Source organism: Arthrobacter sp. Cza30 (assembly GCF_059090765.1).
Genome location: NZ_JBNHGA010000011.1, coordinates 128,859 through 152,353 on the forward strand (window position 1 = coordinate 128,859; position 23,495 = coordinate 152,353).

The window sequence follows — 23,495 nt, forward strand, 5'->3', positions numbered from 1 at the left end:
CCGGTTCCCCGTGAAGGGAATCCGGCGGTCCGTCCAGCGGCAGCGCCGCTACTACTTCTTCGGTGCGTCCTCGGCGGCCTCTTCGGCAGCGTCGGTGTCCTCGATCGACTCGGTGTCGGCAGCGTCCGCTTCGGCTTCTTCGCCGCTCTCTGCGCTTTCGGCGTTGGCAGCCTCGGCCTCGGCGGCCTGGATCATGTCTTCGACGTTGGGCTCTTCTTCGCCGGCGGGGCGGACGAAGTCGCTCAGGTCCACCTCGTTGCCGTTGGAGTCAGTGACCTTGGCCAGCTCCAGCACCTTGGCCAGGGCCTTGCGGCGGCGGACCTCGCCCACCATCATGCCGACCTGGCCGGACTGGTCCAGCAGCTGCGCGAACTGGTTCGGGTCCATGCCGTACTGGCCGGCGGAGGACACGATGTAGTCGATCAGCTCGGCCTGGCTGACGCCCAGCTCTTCCTTGTCGGCCACGGCGTCGAGCACGATTTCGTTGCGGAAGGCCTTCTCGGTGTTCTCGCGGACCTCGGCGCGGTGCTCCTCGGTGTCGTGGTCTTCACCGTGGCTGTTCTCCGGGCGGAAGTGCTGTTCCATCTGCTCTTCGACGACGGAGTCCGGAACCGGAACCTCGACCAGTTCCATCAGCTTGTCCAGCACCTTGTCGCGGGCCTCGACGCCCTGCTCCATGATCTTGGCGTCGGCGGCCTGCTTGGCCAGGTCTTCCTTCAGCTCGGCAATGGTGTCGAACTCGCTGGCCAGCTGGGCGAAATCGTCGTCGGCCTCGGGAAGCTCGCGCTCCTTGACCGCCTTGACCTTCACGGTAACCGTGGCGTCCTTGCCCGCGTGCTCGCCGCCGGCCAGCTTGGTCTCGAACGTGGCGTCCTCACCGGCGCTCAGCGCGGTGACTGCCTCGTCCAGGCCCTCCAGCATGGTGCCGGCGCCCACCTGGTAGGACAGGTCCGCGGCGGAATCCACCTCTTCGCCGTCCACCTTGGCGGACAGGTCCATGGTGATGAAGTCGTCGGCAACGGCCGGACGGTCAACGGACTTCAGGGTGCCGAAGCGGCCGCGCAGGTCGTCCAGCGCCTTCTGGATGTCTTCCTCGGAGGCCTCGGTAGCCTCGACGGTGACCTCGAGGCCGGCGTACTCGGGCAGCTCAATTTCGGGGCGGACATCGACCTCGACGTGGAAGGCGAGCTGGCCCTCGGTGGCGGCCGGGTCGGGAACCTCGGTGATTTCAACCTCGGGGCGGCTCAGCGGGCGGATGCCGGTCTCTTCGACGGCGCCCTGGTAGAAGCCGTTCAGGCCCTCGTTGATAGCCGTCTCGATCACGTAGCCGCGGCCCACGCGCTGGTCGATCAGCTTCGCCGGAACCTTGCCCTTGCGGAAGCCCGGAACCTGGATCTGGCTCGCGATGGTCTTGTACGCCGCGTCGATGCTGGGCTTGAGTTCCTCAAAGGGGACCTCAACATTGAGCTTGACCCGGGTAGGGGTGAGGTTTTCGACAGCGCTCTTCACAGCGTTAGAACTCCTGATTGCTATTGGGGTTAAATCTGCACCAAGAATACAGAGTCGGGGCGACAGGACTCGAACCTGCGATCTCCTGCTCCCAAAGCAGGCGCGCTAGCCACTACGCTACGCCCCGTAGTGCACACGCAAGTCTACGGGCATTCCCGGCCTGCGGCACAATCACCGTGCAACCGGACGCCGCCAGCACATGTCGCATGACTAAATCGGCTGCGAACAGAAAAGGCGGCCCGTGCCGGACCGCCTCCCTGACGCGAGGGGATGACGGGAATCGAACCCGCGTAATCAGTTTGGAAGACTGAGGCTCTACCATTGAGCTACATCCCCGAGGACGATGAAACTTTAGCACGAGGGCGGGCCCGTTCAACAAATCGGAGGGCGCCGCGGACCGGCGGAGGCGGGCGCCGCGACGCGGCGAAAGGCGGGCGCCGCGGACCGGCGGAAACCATGCGCCCTACCCCGACTCCCCCAATGCAGGGTTTATCTGCGAGGGCAGGGGCTATAGACCCTGCCCTCGCAGATAAACCCTGCCCTCGCCGAAAATTCGGGTGGGCAACTTGGACGCGCCGGTGGCGTAGACCGGCTGCGGCACAACGAACCAGGCCTGCAGCAAACCTGCCGCCCGACCAACCATGCCCGAACGCTACCCTGCGGCCCGAACAATCAGGCCCAATCAGGCCCGCTGACAGGTTGGGCACCAGTACAGCTTGCGCGCGGCCATCTCCGTGACGGCGACCGGCGTCCCGCACAGCCGGCACGGCATCCCCTGCCGCTTGTACACGTAGTGGGCGTTGTCCGGCCAGACAGGCAGGGACCGGCCGGCGGCCTCGGCGTCGCGGTGTTCGGGGCGGGTGGTGATGATCTTGCCGTCGCGGACGCCGTCGCTCATGATGTCCACGATGTCTGCCCACAACAGCGCCGCTTCCGCCGGCGGGATCCGTTGGCCGGACAGCCACGGGTTCAGGCCGCGGCGGAAGAGGGTCTCCGCGCGGTAGACGTTCCCGACCCCGGCCACCACGTTCTGGTCCATCAGCAATTGCCCCACGGCGGTGCGCTTCGCGGTCAGCCGGCGGACGAACTCGGCACCCAGGTCCGCCGCGTCCTGCAGCGGGTCCGGCCCCAGCCTGCCGACGACGGCGGACGCCTCCGCGGGCGTGAGCACCTCGCAGGCGGTCGGGCCGCGCAGGTCGGCCCAGCCGTGGGCCGACACCAGCCGGACGCGCACCTGGCCCACCGGCTCTGGCGGGCCGGAGTACGTGGCCGGCGCGTCGTCGTCGTACGTTTCCTGCTCCCCCACCCGGCGCGGCGCCCCGATGCTGGAGGCGCCGCGAAAGCTCTCGTCCCCGCCGAAGCTCCACGCCCCGTAGAGGCCCAGGTGCACGCGCAGGACGAGGCCGTTGTCGAACTCCAGGAACAGCTGCTTGCCGTGTGCCCGGGCCGCCAGCAGCCGCGCCCCGTCGAGCCGGGCGGCGCCGGCGGCGAAGCGGCCCTGCGGGCTGGACACGGCGAGGCTCCGGCCGGCGAAAACGTCCTGGAACTGGCGGGCCAGGCGGTGGACGGAATGGCCTTCTGGCATGACCGGCGGCCGTTAGGCCGGGATGTCGCCGGTGGTCTCGTAGGAGGCGATCTTGCCGATCCGGCGGACGTGGCGCTCGGCGTTGGAGAACGGCTCGGCCAGGAACGCCTCGATGATGGCGGTGGCTTCCTCGACGCTGTGCTGGCGGCCGCCGACGGCGACGACGTTGGCGTCGTTGTGTTCGCGGGCCAGCTTCGCGGTGTCCAGGTTCCAGGCCAGCGCGGCGCGGATGCCCTTGACCTTGTTGGCCGCGATCTGCTCGCCGTTGCCCGAGCCGCCGAGCACGATGCCCAGCGACTCCACGCCGGCGGCCTGGTCTTCGACGACGGCGAGCGCGGCGCGGATGCAGAACGAGGGGTAGTCGTCCTCCGGGTCGTACGCGGTGGGGCCGTGGTCGGTGACGTCGTGGCCCTGGCCGGCCAAATGCTTGATCAGGTGGTGGCTCAGTTCCAGGCCGGCGTGGTCGGTGGCAATGTGAACGCGCATGGACGGTCCTTCTGTGGCGTGCGGGAGGGCGAATAACGGCTTCCAGCCTACTGGAGCGGTGCGGCCGGAACGGATTCCGGCGGGCCGCACCCCCTGTCGGGCCACGGCCGCCGTCGATAGTGTGCCCCTATGGAGCCAGTAATCAGTGACTACCTTGAGTCCGTCCTTGCCGGCCTCGCCGGCAACACCGAGGGGTCGCTGGCCGGTGATCCGGAAGAACTCGGGGTCGAGGATCCGGATCTGCTCGCGCTGAGCATGACGATGGCCTACGGGTGCACCTACGAGGCCGGCGATACGCGGTCCGAATTCTCCATCCAGTCGATCTCCAAGCCCTTTACCTATGCCATGGCGCTGGCCGGGCACGGCTTCGAGGAAGTGCGCGAGAAGATCGATGTGGAGCCCTCCGGGGACGCGTACAACGAGATCAGCCTGGAAGCGGATACCGGGCGGCCGCGCAACGCGCTGATCAACGCCGGGGCCATCGCCGCCTCGTCCCTGGTGGCCGACCGCTACGGCGACGAAGCCTTCGAGCAGCTCCGCCTGATTTATTCGGCCTGCGCCGGACGCGACCTGGGCATGAACCAGACGGTGTACCGGTCCGCGCTCCGTACGGGCGACCGCAACCGGGCCCTCGCCTACCTGCTGAAGAGCCAGGGCGTGATCGAGCACGACACCGAGGCCGCCCTGGACCTGTACTTCCGGCAGAACTCCCTCGGCGTCACCTGCCGCGACCTGGGGATCATGGCAGCCACCCTGGCCAACCGCGGAGTCAACCCGATTACCCGCGAGGAGGTCCTGACACCCCGGATCACCGAACACGTGCTCAGCGTGATGACGACCTGCGGCATGTACAACGACGCCGGGGACTGGGTGGCGGGCATCGGGCTGCCGGCCAAGAGCGGGGTCAGCGGCGGCATCCTGGCGGTGCTGCCCGGGCAGCTGGGGCTCGCCGTCTTCTCGCCGCGGCTCGACCAGCACGGCAACAGCGTCCGCGGCACCGAGGCCTGCCGCCGGCTGTCGGCCGAGCTGGGACTGCACTTCATCCACGCGGCCCGCAGCGCCCGGTCGACGATCCGCGCCGACTACACCCTGGCCGGGAAACCCTCACCGCGCGTTCGCCCGACGCCGGAGCTGGCCGTGCTGGCCGAACACGGCCACACGGTGCGCTTCCTCGAGGTCCACGGCGACATGCTCTTCCCCGAGGCGGAAACAGTCATCCGGATGTCCGCCGACCTGGCCGCCGCGCACGAGGTTTTAGTGATCGACATCAGCCGGCTGGACGAGCTCGGCAGCCGCACCAAGACCATGTTCCTCCGGCTGCAGGAAACCTCGGATCCCTGCCTGCTGGTCTTCGTGGACCCGGCCGGGTTGCTGTCCGTGGAAGAGGCCGGCACCGCGGACCGGCCCCGGGCGTTCCCGTCCCTGGATGCCGCCGCCCGGTGGTGCGAAGACCGCCTCATCGGCCGGCACGGAGGACTGCCGGCGACCGGCGGACGGCTGCAGTTGCAGGACCACCCGGTGGCGGCGACCCTGCCCGCCGGCGAGCGCGAGACGCTCGCGACATACCTGGAGCGGCGCACGTACGACGACGGGGCGGCCGTCGCTACCACGGGCGGACCAGGCGCGGGCCTGGTCCTGGTCATGGAGGGCCAGGCACGCACGGCTGCCAACGCCTCGGGGGACGATCACGCCGCCGAGGACGATCACGCCGCCCGGTATTTCACTGCCGGAACCAGCTTCGGTGGCCTCGGCGGCGCTCCGTCCCGGACCCAGCTGCGCGCCGAGGGGAAGGTCTGCGTGGAGGTCCTCACGCCCGACGGCTATGCGCGCCTGCGTCGGGACGCGCCGGGCACGGCCCTGAGCTTGGCCGAACGACTGCTGGAGATCGCCGCCGAACAACGCGACCTCACCGCGGCGGCCGCCCAAGGCTGACCGGCCGCGCGGTAGGGCGGCGCCCAAGGCTGACCGGCGGCCCTGCGGGCATGGTGACTGCCGCCCAGGGCTGACCGGCGGCCATCCGCCGTCGTCCGCCCCTTTACTAGCGCCCTGCAGGCCGGAACAATGGCGGCATCCCTGACGACAGGATGCCATCGTGCCGCTCACCGTCCACTTTCCCGTCAACACCCTGGCGCTCAAGCGCGGCGGCCTGGTCAAGGCGGTGCGCACCCGGGCCAACACCCTGGCCGGGAACGGCGCGGCCGAACAGATCTGGATCGAGGTGCTGGGCCTGCAGCACCGGCTCGCCCGCGACGTGGCCGGCCTCAAGGCGGACGGCCACCTGCATCCGGAGGTCAGGGTCCGCAGCGTCCTGTACGGGCTGGATCCGAGCCCCCGGACCGATACCCGCCAACCGGTCCGGCCTCCGCCCGAGGACGACTACGACATCGTGCCGGTCGGCAACTCCGGGCTGGCCTTCGGCTACTTCCGCGATGGGGTCCAGGAGTCCTACGTGCGGTTCCACCCCGAAGGCACGGTGGCCGCCGTCGAACGGCTGGCTCCCAACCGCGCCCGGCTGCGCCGGGAGGAGATGGATGAACAGGGCCGCCTGGTGCTGGTCCAGCATTTTCAGGAATCGTCCAAGACGCCCACCGCCCAGCGCCTGATCGGCCGCGACGGCCGCTGCTTCCTCACGATCACGCACCACCCCGGCTCGCCCAAGTGGGGGCGCAGCTACCTGTTCGACGGCGTGGCCCGCGACGACGGCGATGCCCTCACTTTCGCGGACCCCGGTGAGCTCTACCGGCACGCCTTCGAACAACTGCTGGCCGGCGAAGACGCACCGGTGCTGACCTCGGAATTCCGCGAGAACCTGAACAACCTGCCCGGCCGGAACCTGGACGACGTGGTCGGCAGCGTCAGGCACCCGAACCTGCGGCGCATCGCCGCCGTGCACAGCAACCACCTGGAGCCCCCGTACGTGGCAGGGTCCGGAGTCAGCCGCAACTGGCGCCGGCTCCTGGACAACCTGGACAGCTGGGACGGCGTGGTCCTGCATACCGATGCGCAGCGCGAAGACATCGCCGCCGAGTTCGGCCACGCCGACCGGCTCCACACCATTGGCCAGCTGGCGCCGCCGGAGCAGCCGGCCCCCGGCCACGCCACGGACCCCAACCGGCTGGTGATGGTGGCCAGGCTGCACCCGAAGAAACGGGTGGACGAGGCGATCCGGGTCTTCGCCCTGGTGCGCGAGGGCAACCCGCAGGCCCGGCTGGAGGTCTTCGGCTTCGGCTACGGCGACGAGGAGGAAGGAGCTGTCCGGGAGCTCATCGACGAACTGGGCGTCGGCGCCGCGGTCAGTTTCCCGTCGTTCACCAACAGCCCGTCCGACATCTACGCCACCGCCTGCGCCACCGTGCTGACGTCGGCGTCGGAGGGCTTCCCCCTGATCCTGCTGGAGAGCATGTCCTACGGCGTGCCGGTCGCCGCCTATGACGCCAACTACGGCCCCCGCGACGTCATCCGGCACGGCGAGAACGGCTTCCTGGTGCCCTTCGGCGACCGGCAGGCGCTGGCCGACGGCATCCTGGCGCTGATGCGCGACCCGGAACTGCGCTCGCGGTTCGCCCGATCCAGCCGCGAAACCCTGCAGCGCTTCGACGAATCCGGCTATGTCTCGGCGTGGACCAAGGTCCTCGCGGGCGGCTAGCCGCGATGGTCGCCCAGCCGCCGTCTCCGGCCGCAACTATTCGCCTTTCTTGCCGCAACTGCTGCGCGCCACCCCGCTGCGGTGAGACAATGGCCACATTGTGCAAGGGTTGTTTCATATCGCGTCCCGCCACGCACACCCGTCCGGTCCCGCGCAGCCGGGGCACCAAGTACTTCTGGAGGCGAACTTGCCAGGTTTGAATCTCACCCGTGACGAAGCGCGCGCCCGCGCCGAACTGCTCCGCGTGGAGTCGTACGACGTCACGCTGGACCTCACCCGCGGCGACAAGGTGTTCGGCTCGCGCACCGTGGTCACCTTCACCGCCACTCCGGGCGGCTCCACGTTCATCGACGCCGTCACGGACACCGTCCGCTCGGTCACGCTCAACGGCAAGGCACTGGATCCGGCCGAGGTCTCCGACGGCGTGCGCATCCAGCTGCCGGACCTGGCGGAGCACAACGTGCTGGAGATCGACGCCGACGCGCTCTACATGAACACCGGCGAGGGCCTGCACCGCTTCGTGGACCCGGTGGACAACGAGGTCTACCTCTACAGCCAGTTTGAGGTCCCGGATTCGCGGCGCATGTTCGCCGTGTTCGAGCAGCCGGACCTGAAGGCGGCCTTCCGCTTCACCGTCACCGCGCCGTCGCACTGGGATGTCATCTCTAACTCCCCCACCCCGGCGCCCCGGCACGTCGGATCCACGGACGACGGCGGTGCGGCCGCCACCTGGGCGTTCGAGCCCACCCCACGGATCTCCTCCTACATCACCGCGCTGATCGCCGGCCCGTACCAGTCCGTGCGCAGCGAGCTGACCAGCTCCGACGGCCGCACCATCCCGCTGGGCGTGTTCGCTCGCAAATCGCTGATGCAGTACATGGACGCGGAGAACATCTTCACCCTCACCCGGCAGGGCTTCGAGTTCTACGAGCAGCAGTTCGGCACCCCGTACCCCTTCGAGAAGTACGACCAGCTGTTTGTGCCGGAGTTCAACGCCGGCGCCATGGAGAACGCCGGCGCGGTCACGTTCCTGGAAAACTACGTGTTCCGCTCCCGTCCCACCGACGCCATGGTGGAGCGCCGGGCCATCACCGTGCTGCACGAACTGGCGCACATGTGGTTCGGCGACCTGGTGACCATGCGCTGGTGGAACGACCTGTGGCTGAACGAGTCCTTCGCCGAATTCATGTCCACGCTGGCCGCCGCCGAGGCCACCGAGTACAAGAACGCCTGGACCACCTTCACGTCGATGGAGAAGTCCTGGGCCTACCGGCAGGACCAGCTGCCCTCCACCCACCCGATCACCGCGGAAATCAAGGACCTGGAGGACGTGCAGGTCAACTTCGACGGCATCACCTACGCCAAGGGCGCCTCCGTGCTCCGCCAGCTGGTGGCCTGGGTGGGCCAGGAGGAGTTCATGGCCGGCGTGCGCGAGTACTTCGGCAAGCACGCCTGGGGCAACACCGAGCTGGCCGACCTGCTGGGCGAACTGGAAACCTCCAGCGGCCGGGACCTGAAGGACTGGTCCGCCAAGTGGCTGGAGACCGCCGGCGTGAACACCCTGCGTCCGGAAATCTCCACCGACGACGACGGCGCCATCACCGCGTTCGCGATCCTCCAGACCGCGCCGGACGGCTACCCGACCATCCGGCCGCACCGCCTCGCCGTCGGCTTCTACAACCTGGATGAGGCGGGCAAGCTGGTGCGCACGCACCGCGAGGAACTGGACGTGGACGGCGAGCGCACCGAGGTGCCGCAGCTGGCCGGGCTGGCCCGTCCGGCGCTGGTGCTGCTCAACGACGACGACCTGGCCTACGCCAAGATCCGGCTGGACGACGTGTCCCTGGCCACCTCTAAACGCCACGTGAAGGACTTCACCGCGTCGCTGCCGCGCACCCTGGTGCTCGGCTCGGCCTGGGACGCCACCCGCGACGGCGAGACCCCGGCCCGCGAATACGTGGAGCTGGTGCTGAACAACATCGCCTACGAGACGGACTCCTCCGTCGTCCTGGTGCTGCTGCGGCAACTGGCCACCACGCTGACCTTCTACGTGAACCCGGACGACCGCAAACGGCTGACCATCGCCGCAGCCGACCGGCTCTGGGAATTGGCCGGAGAGGCGGCCGCGGGTTCCGACTCGCAGCTGCAGTTCGCCAAGGCCTTCGCCGTGCATGCCCAGACCGGCGGGCAGCTGGACACCGTGGCCTCGCTGCTCTCCGGCGAGCGCTCGCTGGAGGGGCTGATCGTCGATGCCGACCTGCGCTGGGAACTGCTCACCTCGCTGGTGGCCGGCGGCCGCTTCGGCCAGGCCGAGATCGATGCCGAACTCGAGCGGGACCAGACGGCCACCGGGCAGCGCGCCGCCGCCCTGGCGCAGGCCGCCATCCCCACCGCCGAGGCGAAGGCGGCGGCCTGGGAGTCCGTCGTCGTCAAGGGCGAACTGCCCAATGCCACCCAGCAGTCGGTCATCGCCGGCTTCACCCGCGTGCATGACACCACGCTGCTGGAGCCCTACGCCGAGAAGTACTTCGACGCCATCGAAGAAATCTGGAACACCCGCACGCACGAACTCTCGCAGCAGATCGTCGTCGGCCTGTACCCGTCGCAGCTGTCCACGCAGGCCACAGTGGATGCCACGGACGCCTGGTTGGAGTCCCTGGCGGACCGCTCCCCCGCCCTGCGCCGGCTGGTGCTGGAAAACAAGGACGGCGTCGTCCGCGCACTGAAGGCCCAGGCCGCCGACCGGTAACCCGCGCCCTCAACGCATAGCTGCCCGCCGAAACACATCCTTTCCGGCGGGCAGCACCGTCTCGGCAAGGCCCGGACACCAGCGCCACTGCCTCCGCCGCCGCTCCGGGGTTCGCCTTTCGTTCACCACCGCGACATCTGCCGCCCCTACGGTTCCATGAGCACGCGGCGGGAGTACTACACGGCCCGCCCCCGGATCTACAATTCCACAACGGTTGGTGGCGCAAGGGAGTCCTCATGGCAGTTGCCGGACAGCTGGCTGTCATGCTCGCTGTCTTCTACCTTCCCGGCTTCCTGGCCCTCCGGGCGCTGCGCCAGCCCGCCGTCCGCTCCCTCGTGTTGGCCCCGGCCGCCGGGACGGCGCTGGCGGCTGTCGGAACCATGGTTTGCCTGGCGGCCGGCGTGCGCTGGAACCTGCTCTCGGCCATCCTGCTGGCGGCGCTCGGCATCGGCGGGTGCTGGCTCCTCGGGCGGGCCATCGCTCCCCCACCCGCGGCGCGGCTCGCCGTCCCGCGCTCGGTGAAGTGGCTGCTGGCGGCGTCGCTGGCCATCACGGCCCTGATTCTGGGCCGGGTCATGCTCGAGGCGATGGGCTCGATCCACCGCGTCTCTCAGGGCTGGGACCCGACCTACCACGTGAACGTCCTGCAATGGATCAAAGACAACGGCCAGGCCAGCCCGTGGAGCATCTGGCCGATCTTCGGCGGGGCGCCGCCGTCGTTCTATCCCGCCGGCTGGCATGCGATGGTGTCGCTGATCCCTGGCGACGTGGTGACGGCGGGGAACCTGGCCTGCCTGGTGATCGGCGGCCTGATGTGGCCGGCCGCCCTGGCCCTGCTGGCCCGCGCGCTGTTCCCCGCCCGGCCGCTCGTTTGGGTCATCGCGCCGGTGATAGCTTCCTCCATGCTGGCCTTCCCGGTTGTCCAGATGTTCCGTGCCGGCCAGTGGCCCAACGGCTTCGCGGCCGCGCTGCTGCCGGCCATCCTCGCGCTCGGCATCGAACTGCAGTACCGGCTGCCCGCCGGGGCGGAGGCCGCGGACAGCGCCCCGGCCCGGGTTGGGGCCGGTACCGGGGCCGTGGCCCGCGAAGGTTCCCCGTCCCGCAGCGGCCAGAGAAGGACGACGGCGGATCTCACCGCACTCGCGGTGGTCGCGTTGGGCGCGACCTGGATCCACCCCTCCGCCGTCGGCAGCCTGCTGGTGCTCGGCGGGTTCTACCTGGCGCGCTTCTTAGTGCTCCGCCTGGCCCGGCTCTGGCGGAGCCGCCGCGCGCTTTTCTACGCGGCGGCGGGGCTGCTGGCCGCCGCCGCGGCTGCCGCCGCGTTCGTCCTCGCCACCTCCACCCTCGTGGCCGCCGTCCTGTCGTATCCACGCGGGTCGACTGCGGGCTGGGCCGACGCCCTCGCGTGGCTGTTTTTCGACCTGCCGCGCCAGCCGGACAGCGACGACGCCACCCCGGAGAGCTACGCCGTCGTCGTCGGGCTCCTCATGGCGGCCGGAACCGTGTGGGCCTGCTTCATCCCCCGCACCCGGCCCGCCGTCGCGGGCATGGCGGCCGCCGCCGTGCTCTTCATCCTCGCGGCCGGCCCGGAAGAGCGCCCGTTCCGCTGGCTCAGCGGCTTCTGGTACACCGACCCGCCCCGGATCGCCCCGCTGGTCCACACTTTCGGCATCGTCTTCGCCGCCCTGGCCCTGGAGCGGCTGTGCATGCTGCCGGCCGGGCTTATCCGGACCCGCAATCAGGCCCGCTGGCGCCAATCGGTGGCCGCGGCGCTGGCGTTTGCCGTCCTGGCCGCCGTCTTCGTGACCTCCGGCGGCTTCCGGCACGACGTCCGGGTGGAGGCGGCCTCCATCCGCTACGGCATCACCGAACACCGCGACGGGCGCGCGCTGATGGGCGACGAGCAGGAGTTCATCCGCTCGCTGGAACCGCTGCTGCCCGACGACGCGATCGTCATCGGCGATCCCTTCAACGGCCTGCCCTACCTCTACTCCCTCACCGGCCACCAAACCGTCTATTTCCAGAACGTCAGCAGCGCCGGCAGCGCGGACAAGGACTACCTGCGGCACTATTTCCGCGACATCGGGTCCGATCCGCAGGTCTGCGGCGCGCTGCACAGCACCGGTGCCACCCACCTGTACGACGACCAGCCGGTCCGCGGCTACCAGCACAGCGAACAACACCAATGGCCGGGTTTCCAGGACATCGATTTCTCCCGCGGCTTCCGCCTGGTCGCTTCCCACGGCACGGCGGCGCTCTATGAAATCACCGCCTGCCGCTGAGAACGTCCGGGCCCGGCAGAGGCGATCTGCGGGTAGGTGCAACCGGCCGGTACCGCCGGTCTGCGGGAGCACGGGGTTTAATGGCGGCATGAACCTTTCCGAGCACCGTTACGCAGTTTCCCTCCACTGGACCGGCAACCGCGGCGAAGGCACCGCCAGCTACCGCGGCTACGGGCGGGACCACGTGGTGCGTGCGGCAGGGCTGCCGGAGCTGGCAGGCACCGCCGACCCCACCTTTCACGGCGACAAGGACCGCTGGAACCCGGAACAGCTGCTGCTCACGGCGCTGTCCCAATGCCACATGCTCTCCTACCTGCACGTCGCGGTAAAGAACGGGCTGGTGGTAACGGCCTACGACGACGACGCCGAGGGCACCTTGCGCCTGAACCGTGACGGCAGCGGCGAATTCACGTCCGTGACGCTGCGGCCCAGGGTGGCGATCGGCGATCCGGGCCAGTCCGAACTCGCCCAGCGGCTCCATGCGGATGCCAACAAGGTCTGCTTCATTGCGCGCAGCGTGAACTTCCCCGTCCACCACGAACCCCGGGTCGTCGCGGGCTGAGACAATGGTGCAAGACAGCATCAGCGAACAGAGACCATCAATGAGCGAAACACCCCAAACCCCCGGACAGCCCGCCGCGCGCCCCGGTTCGGAGCAGCCAGCCGACGGCGCGGCCCTTCCATCCCGTTTCGGCCAGCCGCTGGCCACGCTGACCCCGGCTCCGGCCGCCGCGAACGCGTTCAAGCAGCCCTCGTACACGGACAACTTCTACGACGCCGTCGGCGGGCACGAGACGTTCGTGAAACTCGTGGATGTCTTCTACGACGGGATCGCAGAGGATGACGTGCTGCGCCAGATGTACCCCGAAGAGGACCTCGGGCCGGCCAAGGTCCGGATGCGGATGTTCCTGGAACAGTACTGGGGCGGCCCCGGAACCTACAGCGAACAGCGTGGCCACCCGCGGCTGCGGATGCGGCACCAGCCCTTCAAGGTGGACTTCGACGCCCGCGACCGCTGGCTCAAGCACATGCGCCGCGCCGTCGATGCCCTGGAACTGCCGCCGCTGCACGAACAGACGCTCTGGGACTACTTCGAGCGCGCCGCCCACTCCATGGTCAACAGCGCCTGACCTGCTCCTGCGACGCAGCCGGCTCCCGCTACAGCGAGGCGCCGCTGCGCACCAGCACGTGGCCGCGGCCGGTGCTGAGCCGCAGCCAGCGGCCGTTCCGGTACACCTCCGCCGGGTTCCCGTCGAGGAAGCCCAGCGTGAGGGCGGCAAACGCCGCCCCGGCCGGGAGTTCCACCGATTCGGGCAGTCCGCCGGCCGCGGGCAGCGGCCGGCTCCAGACGGTGCTCCGCGCGTTGTTGACGATGAGCTGTCCGGGGTTGTCCGGCAAGGCCTCGGAAATCTCCCGGATGCCCGCCCGGGCTGCCTCCTCCAACACCTCGGCCTGCAGGCCGCCGATGCGCTCCCACCCGGACCGCGGCGGCAGCACACCCGTCCAGGATTCCGTCACGGTCGTGGGCGGAAGGGCCAGGCCGGTTTCCTCGTTCCCCATCCTGGCCAGCCGGTCTCCAACCGAGGCCAGCGTGACGGTCTCCTCGACGGCGGCCGGCGCCGCCAGCGCCATGACCCGCAGCCCCAGGATCGTCGGCGTCGCCTCGCCCAGAATCCGCGGCCGCATCATGCACACGTAGGCGGCCAGCACGCTGCCGAAGGCCTGCAGGTGGATGGCGCCGTCGCCGGCGGCACGGGACCGGCTGACGAAGGTCTTCAAGTCGGCCGCGACCTGGACATCGGCCAACTGCAGGACTGGTGTTCCGGGGGACGTCATTCTGCGGCCTCTTCGTTCGTGCCAGCTGCGCCGGCAATGTTGCGGAACGGAACCGGCGGCCCGGCCCACAGTTGCAAGGCGGCGCGGTACGCGTCGGGCAGCGGCACCGGCCTTCCCGTCGCGGCAGCAACCAGCACCATGGTCGAGGCGCCCAGCGCATGCACGGTGCCCGACTCCCCAATGTCGGCATCAACGACCGCGTAGCCCAGGTCGAAGCTCGAAGAACCGATCCTCGTCACCCAGACGCCGACGTGGACCGGTTCGGCCCGGTAGTCCAGCGGTACCCGGTACTCGATTTCCTGCCGTCCCACCAGCGTCTGGTTTCCGGCCCCGCCGAGTTCGCGCAGCGTCGCACCCGGCTTGTGGCCGGCGTTGGCCGGCAGGTCCGGCCGCAGCTGGTGCAGCAGCACCCGGGCCGTTTCCAGATAGCCCAGGTAGGTCACATTGTTCACGTGCCCGTAGGAATCAATGTCGCTGAACCTCAGCTGGATCGGGAACCTCGGGGCATCGTGCGGAACGGTAGGCATGATGCCATCCTCTCAAAGCGCGGGAGCGGCAACTAACCCGCTGCCGGCTGGATAGCGTGCTCCCGCGTGCGGGAGCGCCGCGGAGTTGAGCGGTTGAGCGGTGCCAACTACTGTCGGAAGTGTTCGTACCCGCGGGTAATCGGCAAGGAGACTACATGACCGCCATCGAGGAACACGTCGATCCGACGGCGGTGTTGCTGGAGCTGCTGGACCTCTCCGATGCCGACGGCGCGAATACGGACGAAGAGATTTTCGTCGGCGTTTCCGAAAAGCAGCCGCGCGGCCGGGTCTTTGGCGGCCAGGTGCTGGCACAGTCCGTCATCGCGGCCGTGCGGACGGTGGAACCGGACCGGCCCATCCATTCCATGCACGGGTACTTCCTGCGCGCCGGCGACGCCGACCTGCCGATTACCTTCGGCGTCGAACGGCTACGCGACGGCCGTTCGTTCTCCGCCCGCCGCACCCATGCCTATCAGAACGGCGTGCCGATCCTGTCCATGATCGCCTCGTTCCAGACCCCGGCCGAGGGGCTCGAACACCAGGAAGACTTCCCCGACGGAATCCCGGACCCGGAAACCTTGCCGAGCACCGCGGACTTGCTCGGCAAGGTGGACCACCCCGTGGCCCGGCACATGGCCTACCACCGCCCGTTCGACGTCCGCCATGTCCAGGACGCCCTCTATGTCCAGGCCAAGGGCGAACGCCAGGCGGTCAACGCCGTCTGGATGAAAACCAAAGGGCCGCTGCCCGACGACCAGGGCCTGCACCGGGCCGCGCTGGCCTTCGGCAGCGACTACACCCTGCTGGAACCCATCCTGCGCCAGCACGGCGTCAGCTGGGTCACGCCGGGCATGAGCGTCGCCAGCCTGGACCACGCCATGTGGTGGCACCGCCCGGTCCGGGTGGACGACTGGCTGCTCTACGTGCAGTCCTCCCCCAGTGCCTCCGGCGCGCGCGGCCTCGCGGTCGGCAAGATCTTCAACCGGGCCGGCGAACTCGTCGCCACCGTCGCCCAGGAAGGCATGATCCGGATTCCGTAAGCCGGAGTCGCCCGGCTCACGGGCGACAAAAAACCGGCCAAACAGAACGGCCGGGCTCCGTAGCGGGGCCCGGCCGTTCCATGTGTCCGTCCTAGTCGCGGGTCAGGCGGCGGTGCGTGACGCGGTGCGGCTTGGCCGCGTCCGGGCCGAGCCGCTCGACCTTGTTCTGCTCGTAGGAGTCGAAGTTGCCCTCGAACCAGTACCAGTTCGCCGGCTCTTCCTCGGTGCCCTCGTAGGCCAGGATGTGCGTGGCCACCCGGTCCAGGAACCAGCGGTCGTGCGAGACCACCACGGCGCAGCCGGGGAATTCCAGCAGCGCGTTTTCCAGGCTGGAGAGCGTTTCGACGTCCAGGTCGTTGGTTGGCTCATCGAGCAGCAGCAGGTTGCCGCCCTGCTTCAGGGTCAGGGCCAGGTTCAGCCGGTTGCGCTCACCGCCGGAAAGCACGCCGGCCTTCTTCTGCTGGTCCGGTCCCTTGAAGCCGAACGCGGAGACGTAGGCACGGGACGGCATTTCGACCTGGCCGACCTGGATGTGGTCGAGCCCGTCGGAGACGACCTCCCACAGGGTCTTGTTCGGGTCGATGCCGCCGCGGGACTGGTCCACATACGAGATCTTCACGGAATCGCCGATCTTCAGCTCCCCGCCGTCGAGCGGTTCGAGTCCGACGATCGTCTTGAACAGGGTCGTCTTGCCGACACCGTTGGGACCGATCACGCCGACGATGCCGTTGCGCGGCAGCGAGAAGGACAGGTCCTTGATCAGCTCGCGGTCGCCGAAGCCCTTGAACAGGTCCTTGGCCTCGATGACCAGCTGGCCAAGCCGCGGTCCCGGCGGGATCTGGATCTCTTCGAAGTCCAGCTTCCGGGTGCGCTCGGCCTCGGCAGCCATTTCCTCGTAGCGGGCCAGACGGGCCTTGGACTTGGTCTGGCGGCCCTTGGCGTTGGACCGGACCCAATCCAGTTCCTCGGTCAGGCGCTTGGCCTGCTTGGCATCCTTCTTGCCTTGGACTTCGAGCCGTGCGCGCTTCTTCTCCAGGTAGGTGGAATAGTTGCCCTCGTACGGGTAGAGGTGGCCGCGGTCCACTTCGGCGATCCATTCGGCCACATGGTCGAGGAAGTACCGGTCGTGGGTCACGGCGAGGACGGCACCCGGGTAGGACTTCAGGTGCTGCTCCAGCCACAGCACGCTTTCGGCGTCGAGGTGGTTGGTGGGCTCGTCGAGCAGCAGCAGGTCGGGCTTCTGCAGGAGCAGCTTGCACAGTGCCACGCGGCGCCGCTCGCCGCCGGAGAGCACTGTGACGTCGGCGTCGCCCGGCGGGCAGCGCAGCGCGTCCATGGCCTGCTCCAGCTGGGAGTCGATGTCCCAGGCGTCGGCCGCGTCGATGGCCTCCTGCAGCTTGCCCATTTCCTCGAGCAGCGCGTCGTAGTCGGCATCCGGGCTGGCCATCTCTTCCGAGATTTCGTTGAAGCGCTGGATCTTGCCGTAGATCTCGCCGACGCCTTCCTGGACGTTGCCCAGGACGGTCTTCTCCTCGTTCAGCGGCGGCTCCTGCAGCAGGATGCCGACGGTGTAACCGGGGCTGAGCCTGGCTTCGCCGTTGGAGGGGGTGTCCAGGCCGGCCATGATTTTCAGGATCGTGGACTTGCCCGCACCGTTGGGGCCCACGACACCGATCTTGGCGCCGGGGAAGAACGACATGCTTACGTCGTCCAGAATGACTTTGTCGCCAACGGCCTTGCGGGCCTTGAACATCGTATAAATGAATTCCGCCATGCTCTCAAGGCTAGTCGCTGCGCGCCACGATCACATATTCTGCCGCACCGCATCCCCTGTCCCGGCGGCTCGTACACCCGAGCAACAGATCAACTCGCCCGGGGCAGTTGCGTCTCCTCCTGCCGGTCCTCGTCGGTGTGGCCGCCGGTGCCGCCCAGGCCTGGCTCGAGGCCGAACTCTCCGTCGGTTGATTGCCCGGCGCCGGCACCGGCCAGGGCCATCGCGCGGTAGTCGGCGCCGCCCTGCCCGGTCTCAGCGGCTTCGCGCGAGGCCGCTGCCGGCACAGCGATCTTGGTGAACGAGGCAGAGCCGCGCCGCAGGTCGTGGCCTACTGTGTCGGCGTCGATCTCGGGAGCGGTGCCGCGCCGCCCGTCCTCGGTTGACCACTGCCGCAGCTTGAGCTTGCCGCTGACCACCACCGGATCGCCCTTCGCCAGGCTGCGCCACAGGTTCTCCGCCAGGCCCCGGAACGCCTGGACGGTGTACCAGTTGGTCTGCCCTTTGACCCACTCGCCGGTCTCCCGGTTCAGCCAGTCCCCCGAGCAAGCCAGCCGGAACTCCGCCACGGCATCACCTCCGTGCGTGCGCCGCTGCTGCACCTCGGTACCGACCGTTCCGCGCACCGTAATGTAGTCGCTCATGCTCTTCTCCCGTCCGCTGTAGCGCCGGCGCCCTGCCGACACCATCGAGCCTCGCCGCTCCAGCACCTGCGGTGAAGCGGTCCACGCGGCATGTGCACCGCGGCGCCGGGCGGTGTCCTTGTGGAGGGCGGGTGTGAGCAGCGTCTCCATCAGACAACGGCCGTGCCGGGAACCGTCCGCGGGCAGGTATCGTTACCTATCCGTAATAATCTCCGACCGGATTAGGTATCAAATGGCTGACGACTCCGCTGCCGACGACAAGCGCAAGCCGCTTCTCGGACTAAGTGGCACCCAAACTATTGGCTCGGCGCTGGCCGCGGTAACCTCCGCATTGGTGGGGTCCTTTCTCGGCGTCGCCGGAACGCTCATCGGCGCCGCAGTTGGCTCCATCGTCGCCACCGTTGGCGCCGCGCTCTATGCCCGGACGCTGAGTTCGGCCGCCACCGTGGCCATGAAGAAAATCCCTAAGGCTCGAATCGGTGCCCTGCGGGAGGTCGAAAAGGTGGCCGCCAGCGCCCCGTCGGAAGCGATCGAACCGCAGCCTAAACCCGCCCGAAAGCCCATCGCCCCGATGACGTGGGTCAAGGTTGGACTAGCCAGCGCCGCGGCCTTCGCCATCGCGATGGTCAGCATCACCGCGGTGGAGCTCGGCACCAGCCAGCCGATCTCCAGTCTGGTCGCCTCGACTACGGGTATCGACCATGCCTCAAGCGCCCACAAGACGACCCTTGGCACCCTGGGCGGAGACCAGGATGCCAAGGAGCGAACGGACAAGCCGGTCAAGCAGGACGAGGAGCCCGCGAAGACTGGAGATGGTGCCGCCGACGACGCTGCGACCACTGACGATCCCTCGGTCGGCGGGAACAGTTCAACCGAAACTGAAGAGTCTGGAAATAGCGAATCGAACGGCACCGATCAGGCCCCGGCCCCTGCCCCTGCCCCGGACACAAGCCAGTCCGCCGAGCCTGCCCCGCAACCGAGCCAGACACCGGAGCCGAGCCAGACACCAGCACCGGAAGACATCCCGGAACAGGGTTTGGATGGGCAGGGCGCCACGGTCGATGGTGGCGCCGAGGCCGGAACCGGCCAGTAGCAAGTTCCTTCCGCGGCTGGGCGCCGGCCGAACGCCCAGCTGCGGGAGTCTGTGCGCGCCCAGATCGGTACGTCCATCTCTACCGTGGCAGTGCGCCGCAGCCCTGGGTGACGACGGAAGCACGACCGTGGACGCCATCGCGCCCGGCCTTGAACGAATTGCTAGACTAAGCACCGGCCGCGTTGGCGTCCACGAGAGTGGGCACTAACTGGACACATTTGGAGACTCCGGAATTGGGAGTGGACAAGCGAGTGAACAGTAGACGGCCATCAGCCTCGGTAGCTCAGCGGATAGAGCAGGAGCCTTCTAATCTCTTGGTCGCAGGTTCGATTCCTGTCCGGGGCACAACAAAAAGGCGCTCTGACTAGGGATATTTCCAGTCGGAGCCACTGCCGTTGGAGCAACCAGAAGTGAATCCACCGCTTACCCACAGGATTCGTTCTACACCTGACTCTTCGACGGCTGCACACCAAGGGCATGCCCATTGTCGGCGACCTGCTGAACGACCTGATCGAACCGGACGATCAACGCAACCGCGACACGGCCCTGCAATCAACGCGGGCACTCGTCGCACTGCTTTCCGGAGCGTCTCGGATCGAGGACAACTCCGCCGCTTGCACCTATTCGACGAATCCGAGCTGGGGTAAGCAGAGTTTCGATTATGTCTCCGGCGGCAGCGCGTCATTCTTCGGAGGCGCGACGATGAACCCCGGCGTCGCGAGCTCCAATGTGGACGTGGTCTTGCCGGGGAGGCGTGAACTACCTGCTCAGTGGCTTCGACCAGACCGTCGAGGGTGCCCAGTGGAACGTCAGCGAGGGCGGTACCCTGCTCGGCACAGTAGAGACACACCAAGGCCTGTAAGACCGATGCGCGGGCATCAGCAGGCCGCGTCCCTGTCGTGTCTCGTGTAACAGGAACGACCCCCCCCAACAGTGAGGGTGTCGGGCACCAATACCTCAGCCGCGACCCTAACGGTTTCGGGTTCTGCGATTGCGTTCTGCCTCAGTCCTCCACCCCGCCGCTCGTCATACTGGTAAAGCCTGTGCAAGTCACTGAAGCATCACACAACAAGCCCGTTGCTAACCTACCTGCGGACCATCCCGGATACTGTCCAGGCGGAGTTCGGCGACCATGTGATTGTCGCGGACCCTGCCCCCGGCGGTACCCGGCCGCCATGTTGGGTGCGGACGGCTTGCATTCAAACGAGGCCGGACAGAAGCATGTGGCGGACACGCTCGGTACGGCAATCAAGGGCGAACTGTTGCGCCGAACGATGAAGGCGCACTCGGGCCACTGACCTGATTAGTCCTGTGCGGTGTGCAGTAGCTCCGCAAACGCCGGGGCAATTTTCGCTTGGTACGCGGGCGACATGTGGACGGTATCCATCTTCACTGGGGTGCCGTCCACAAACGCCGGGCAGCTTCCGTCCACGCAGAATAGTTGCTCGGTATGGATAAACTTCCCTCCAAAACTCTCGGCCACCCGCTGTTCCGTTTCAGCCATCTTTTGCCAATGAGCAGGGGTGTGGGTCACGCAGTCTCTAGGGGCGCTTAGAAGCGTATAGCAGGAGGCAACGTTCGCTTCAGCGGGTGGCGGGGACGCGATGTAGAGTGCGCCGGCGTTATCGGCGATTTGTTCCAGTTGCGACTCAAGCGCCGACCTCCAGTCTCTAATAGGAAGTGGCTGAGACCGGGGCTGGTAGGTGTTTATGACGAACACCGCATCTGGCTGCTGAGTCTGGATGTAGTCAACTGCGTCTTCCTTCCGTGCCCGGCACTTGTTAGTCACAGGCTGCCCGGTCGCGGAAAGGTCGGCGAAGGCGCATGAGTAGGTTGCGTGCGTGTTGACTCGCCAGCCGGCAGGGACGAGCGCTTCGCGGATGGTTTCGACGTAGGTGAGGGCGGTCGAATCGCCAACCACCACCGCGGTCTTATCGCCGAAACCCCAAGTGCAAGACGTCGGATCGGCGAGATTGTCTTCCTTGCCGCAGGCGTGGACGTCATCGGGCACTTGCATGCCGCTAATAGCCTCGTCCAAGGATGGGTTCAGCACGGGCCACTCCGGCGCGTCCAGCGCTTCGGTGATTTCGGCTTGCAGTTCTGCCATTGCCAGCGGCTCTCCGGTGGCCTCGGACGATGAGTGGTTGCCCGGGAAGGCGAGGGCACCCACTATTACAGCAAGGGCGGCAACGCTTGCTGCTGTGACCTTGATTGGGTTTGGCAGCCGTCCACCTTTGTGGTTGCGGATCGGGTTTTCCCAGAAGTGGTATGACGTCGCTGAGGCTAGGAACATCACCGCTGATAGCAGCACGTACGCCTGCGCCCCCGGTTTGGGCCAGACTGCCACGGCCAGGACAATGACCGGGAAGTGCCACAGGTAGAGGCTGTACGAGATGTTGCCAATGTACCCCGCAACAGGATTGGTCAACGGGGCTAGGAATCGCTGTTCCCCTCCGGTGCCGGCAGCGATAACTAAGCCGGTAGCGATGACCGGGAGCAGTGCGGTTGGGGCGGGGAAAGAGGAGCCGGCGCTGATCGCGAATAGAGAGACTGTCATCCCGGCGAGACCAGCCCACGCCATCAACGGGCGTGCCGTGTTTGGGATTCGTAGCAGCAGCGGTGTCGCAAGCGCCAGCATCGCGCCCACCCCCAGCTCCCAAGCCCGCGAGACCGTTGAGAAGTACGCGAGCGTAGGTGCTTCGGCCGTCTCCGACATCGCCCAAACAAAAGAGGCGGCACTGATCAGTCCAATGAGGCCCGCGGCTACGATCCGTGGTCGCGCCCAACCCGCCCTGGACCGCGCCACAAGGATGAGCGCGAGCAGCATGACCCACGGCCAAACGAAGTAGAACTGTTCCTCAACCGCAAGCGACCAGAAGTGTTGCAGCGGTGAGACCGGGCCATCCGCTTGGAAGTAGTCCGTGCCTGTTGCGGCGAACCGCCAGTTCCCGGCGAAGAGGGATGCCCAGAGCCCATCCCAGAAGATGGACCACGCCCGCGCCTTGTTGAGCAGCAGGAAGGACGCGGCAACCGTGACGACAAGCACCAGGGCCGCGGCAGGCAGGATGCGCTTGGCCCGGCGCTTGTAGAAGTCCACGAAGCTGATCCGCCCGTTCTTCTCCCACTCGCGCATCAAGTGTCCGGTAATCAGGAATCCGGAGATCACGAAGAAAATGTCAACGCCAACGAAGCCACCCGATGGCCAGCCTAGTAAGTGGTCGGCGATAACGGCCATAACGGCGAAGGCCCGGAGCCCTTGAATGTCAGCCCTGAAAGGCTTCTTGGCAACCGACACTTTGCTCGGCCGTGGCTTCGTTTCGAAAGGAGCTGACAAGCTCATGGATCCCCCGGGTTTGGACAATGACCGCCCCAGTTTAGTCAATTCATCGATAAACCAATACTGAAGAACTTTGCGCCGTTCCCGCAGGGCTTCAACACGCACCACCGAAAGGGACGATATGCCAACCCCCTGCCCGGAATCCGCCGACGTGGTGGGACCGGGTTTTGGTTCACCCTTCGGACAATGTGATAGCCGCGCTTGCGACGGTCTTTGGTGCGTTCATGGGGTTGTCTCTGCTGTTCCCAGAGTTCAACCCCTCCGCGTCGATGTCACGGATGCCGTGGCCGATCATGGTGATCATTTCCGGGTTCATCGGCAATGGGGGGAGTCCTCGCTCTCATCGGCCTGCATTGGACTGGGGACACCGTCTCCAAGGGCTGGGCGCTGAAACGGCTCGGATGGCTTGGCACCACCGGCGGGCTCACCTGCTACGCCATCGCCGTCGCCTGGCACTTCCCGGCAGTGTCCTCGCTTGGCTGTGGCCCATCATCTTCGCCGCCGCGTCACTGCTGCGGGTCGTATGGCTGAATCTCATCGAGCGCGACACCCGCCGCGCCGTAGCCGAGTCGAAACACGCAGACGGGGGACCTTGAGCACGTGACTGAAGCAATCACCGTAGGCCTGATCACCGGGATCCTCGGAGTCCTTGGCGGCGCTGGGTTCTGGGGTACATGGGCTCACGCAAAAAAGCGCCCATCAAGAAACGGGACGCGGATATTGCTGCGGCCCACCAGTCACAGCAGATGACGCTGGCCGTCGCGGACGATTTGTGCGAGGACGTCGACCGGCTCCGCGGAGAGCTGGGCGTCGAACGCGAGGAACCCCAGAAGCTTTTTGGCCGGGTTGCAGAACTCGGCAACCGCATCCGCGTCCAAGATTGCACACACAATCGGCATGCTGCGCACCGCACGGCGCACCGCCACCGAGGCGTGGGACGACCTCGCCCACCGCTGAGAAGTGCTGCGGCTCCCGGTTGAACCGCCGGTC

The 23,495-nt window shown here is 67.5% G+C and carries 17 protein-coding genes and 3 tRNA genes; 9 read left to right on the forward strand and 11 right to left on the reverse strand.

The genetic code is table 11. From position 1 onward, the window contains the following. Positions 1–51 precede the first annotated feature (51 nt). The 5 genes from tig to AC5RVZ_RS29535 all read right to left on the reverse strand — a co-directional run bounded on the left by tig (position 52) and on the right by AC5RVZ_RS29535 (position 3,580). Complete coding sequence (gene tig, locus AC5RVZ_RS29515) at positions 52–1,509, reverse strand: trigger factor (protein ID WP_494069172.1); 1,458 nt, start codon at positions 1,507–1,509, stop codon at positions 52–54. 54 nt (positions 1,510–1,563) lie between these two features. Continuing rightward, a tRNA-Pro gene (locus tag AC5RVZ_RS29520) sits at positions 1,564–1,636 on the reverse strand. 138 nt (positions 1,637–1,774) lie between these two features. Beyond that, positions 1,775–1,845 (reverse strand) — tRNA-Gly (locus AC5RVZ_RS29525). Positions 1,846–2,191: 346 nt separating this feature from the next. Then, entirely contained in the window at positions 2,192–3,094 is a 903-nt protein-coding gene (locus AC5RVZ_RS29530) for an Fpg/Nei family DNA glycosylase (protein WP_494069173.1), read from the reverse strand. Between the two features lie 12 nt (positions 3,095–3,106). Continuing rightward, positions 3,107–3,580, reverse strand: coding sequence for a ribose-5-phosphate isomerase (locus AC5RVZ_RS29535; RefSeq protein WP_494069174.1), 474 nt, complete (start codon positions 3,578–3,580; stop codon positions 3,107–3,109). Positions 3,581–3,709: 129 nt separating this feature from the next. Between AC5RVZ_RS29535 and glsA the strand changes: the two genes are divergently transcribed. The 6 genes from glsA (at position 3,710) to AC5RVZ_RS29565 (ending at position 13,387) form a co-directional block, all read left to right on the forward strand. Then, positions 3,710–5,512: a glutaminase A gene (gene glsA, locus AC5RVZ_RS29540; RefSeq protein ID WP_494069175.1), complete on the forward strand. Its 1,803-nt coding sequence runs from the start codon at positions 3,710–3,712 to the stop codon at positions 5,510–5,512. Positions 5,513–5,672: 160 nt separating this feature from the next. After that, positions 5,673–7,226, forward strand: coding sequence for a glycosyltransferase (locus AC5RVZ_RS29545; RefSeq protein ID WP_494069176.1), 1,554 nt, complete (start codon positions 5,673–5,675; stop codon positions 7,224–7,226). Between the two features lie 196 nt (positions 7,227–7,422). Then, a complete protein-coding gene (gene pepN, locus AC5RVZ_RS29550; RefSeq protein ID WP_494069192.1) occupies positions 7,423–9,975 on the forward strand; it encodes an aminopeptidase N in 2,553 nt (850 codons plus the stop codon). Positions 9,976–10,211: 236 nt separating this feature from the next. Then, the gene (locus AC5RVZ_RS29555) at positions 10,212–12,257 is read left to right on the forward strand and encodes a DUF6541 family protein (RefSeq protein ID WP_494069177.1); all 2,046 of its coding nucleotides are present in this window, start codon (positions 10,212–10,214) and stop codon (positions 12,255–12,257) included. 88 nt (positions 12,258–12,345) lie between these two features. Beyond that, positions 12,346–12,819 carry an OsmC family protein gene (locus AC5RVZ_RS29560; RefSeq protein WP_494069178.1) on the forward strand — a complete coding sequence of 158 codons (474 nt, stop codon included), beginning with the start codon at positions 12,346–12,348 and terminating at the stop codon, positions 12,817–12,819. Between the two features lie 40 nt (positions 12,820–12,859). Further along, the gene (locus AC5RVZ_RS29565; protein ID WP_494069179.1) at positions 12,860–13,387 is read left to right on the forward strand and encodes a globin; all 528 of its coding nucleotides are present in this window, start codon (positions 12,860–12,862) and stop codon (positions 13,385–13,387) included. Positions 13,388–13,415: 28 nt separating this feature from the next. Here AC5RVZ_RS29565 and AC5RVZ_RS29570 read toward each other — a convergent pair whose 3' ends face one another. Together AC5RVZ_RS29570 and AC5RVZ_RS29575 are read right to left on the reverse strand one after the other, a co-directional pair. After that, positions 13,416–14,093 (reverse strand): DUF8185 domain-containing protein, encoded by a 678-nt coding sequence (locus AC5RVZ_RS29570; RefSeq protein ID WP_494069180.1) that lies wholly within the window; start codon positions 14,091–14,093, stop codon positions 13,416–13,418. After that, positions 14,090–14,620: an acyl-CoA thioesterase gene (locus AC5RVZ_RS29575; RefSeq protein WP_494069181.1), complete on the reverse strand. Its 531-nt coding sequence runs from the start codon at positions 14,618–14,620 to the stop codon at positions 14,090–14,092. The genes AC5RVZ_RS29570 and AC5RVZ_RS29575 overlap by 4 nt, the downstream gene beginning before the upstream one ends. Before the next feature lie 155 nt (positions 14,621–14,775). On the opposite strand from AC5RVZ_RS29575, the gene AC5RVZ_RS29580 reads away from it, so the two are divergent. Next, complete coding sequence (locus tag AC5RVZ_RS29580; protein ID WP_493999890.1) at positions 14,776–15,660, forward strand: acyl-CoA thioesterase; 885 nt, start codon at positions 14,776–14,778, stop codon at positions 15,658–15,660. Between the two features lie 91 nt (positions 15,661–15,751). Here AC5RVZ_RS29580 and ettA read toward each other — a convergent pair whose 3' ends face one another. Further along, positions 15,752–17,434: an energy-dependent translational throttle protein EttA gene (ettA, locus tag AC5RVZ_RS29585; protein WP_494069182.1), complete on the reverse strand. Its 1,683-nt coding sequence runs from the start codon at positions 17,432–17,434 to the stop codon at positions 15,752–15,754. Between the two features lie 89 nt (positions 17,435–17,523). Beyond that, positions 17,524–18,225, reverse strand: coding sequence for a single-stranded DNA-binding protein (locus AC5RVZ_RS29590; RefSeq protein WP_494069183.1), 702 nt, complete (start codon positions 18,223–18,225; stop codon positions 17,524–17,526). Positions 18,226–18,307: 82 nt separating this feature from the next. On the opposite strand from AC5RVZ_RS29590, the gene AC5RVZ_RS29595 reads away from it, so the two are divergent. Together AC5RVZ_RS29595 and AC5RVZ_RS29600 are read left to right on the forward strand one after the other, a co-directional pair. Next, the gene (locus tag AC5RVZ_RS29595; protein WP_494069184.1) at positions 18,308–19,168 is read left to right on the forward strand and encodes a hypothetical protein; all 861 of its coding nucleotides are present in this window, start codon (positions 18,308–18,310) and stop codon (positions 19,166–19,168) included. Positions 19,169–19,440: 272 nt separating this feature from the next. Continuing rightward, positions 19,441–19,513: transfer RNA gene (locus AC5RVZ_RS29600), tRNA-Arg, on the forward strand. A 958-nt stretch (positions 19,514–20,471) separates the two neighbouring features. On the opposite strand, the gene AC5RVZ_RS29605 is transcribed toward AC5RVZ_RS29600, so the two are convergent. Together AC5RVZ_RS29605 and AC5RVZ_RS29610 are read right to left on the reverse strand one after the other, a co-directional pair. After that, positions 20,472–22,613, reverse strand: a complete 2,142-nt coding sequence (locus AC5RVZ_RS29605) for an acyltransferase family protein (protein ID WP_494069185.1) — start codon at positions 22,611–22,613, stop codon at positions 20,472–20,474. 629 nt (positions 22,614–23,242) lie between these two features. After that, positions 23,243–23,395, reverse strand: a complete 153-nt coding sequence (locus AC5RVZ_RS29610) for a hypothetical protein (RefSeq protein WP_494069186.1) — start codon at positions 23,393–23,395, stop codon at positions 23,243–23,245. Between the last annotated feature and the right edge of the window lie 100 nt (positions 23,396–23,495).

Bases quoted from the DNA above. Each gene is read 5' to 3' on its own strand.
- AC5RVZ_RS29530 (WP_494069173.1), bottom strand. From the start codon at position 3,094: ATGCCAGAAGGCCATTCCGTCCACCGCCTGGCCCGCCAGTTCCAGGAC.
- AC5RVZ_RS29535 (WP_494069174.1), bottom strand. From the start codon at position 3,580: ATGCGCGTTCACATTGCCACCGACCACGCCGGCCTGGAACTGAGCCAC.
- glsA (WP_494069175.1), top strand. From the start codon at position 3,710: ATGGAGCCAGTAATCAGTGACTACCTTGAGTCCGTCCTTGCCGGCCTC.
- AC5RVZ_RS29555 (WP_494069177.1), top strand. From the start codon at position 10,212: ATGGCAGTTGCCGGACAGCTGGCTGTCATGCTCGCTGTCTTCTACCTT.
- AC5RVZ_RS29560 (WP_494069178.1), top strand. From the start codon at position 12,346: ATGAACCTTTCCGAGCACCGTTACGCAGTTTCCCTCCACTGGACCGGC.
- AC5RVZ_RS29565 (WP_494069179.1), top strand. From the start codon at position 12,860: ATGAGCGAAACACCCCAAACCCCCGGACAGCCCGCCGCGCGCCCCGGT.
- AC5RVZ_RS29570 (WP_494069180.1), bottom strand. From the start codon at position 14,093: ATGACGTCCCCCGGAACACCAGTCCTGCAGTTGGCCGATGTCCAGGTC.
- AC5RVZ_RS29575 (WP_494069181.1), bottom strand. From the start codon at position 14,620: ATGCCTACCGTTCCGCACGATGCCCCGAGGTTCCCGATCCAGCTGAGG.
- AC5RVZ_RS29580 (WP_493999890.1), top strand. From the start codon at position 14,776: ATGACCGCCATCGAGGAACACGTCGATCCGACGGCGGTGTTGCTGGAG.
- ettA (WP_494069182.1), bottom strand. From the start codon at position 17,434: ATGGCGGAATTCATTTATACGATGTTCAAGGCCCGCAAGGCCGTTGGC.
- AC5RVZ_RS29590 (WP_494069183.1), bottom strand. From the start codon at position 18,225: ATGGAGACGCTGCTCACACCCGCCCTCCACAAGGACACCGCCCGGCGC.
- AC5RVZ_RS29595 (WP_494069184.1), top strand. From the start codon at position 18,308: ATGGCTGACGACTCCGCTGCCGACGACAAGCGCAAGCCGCTTCTCGGA.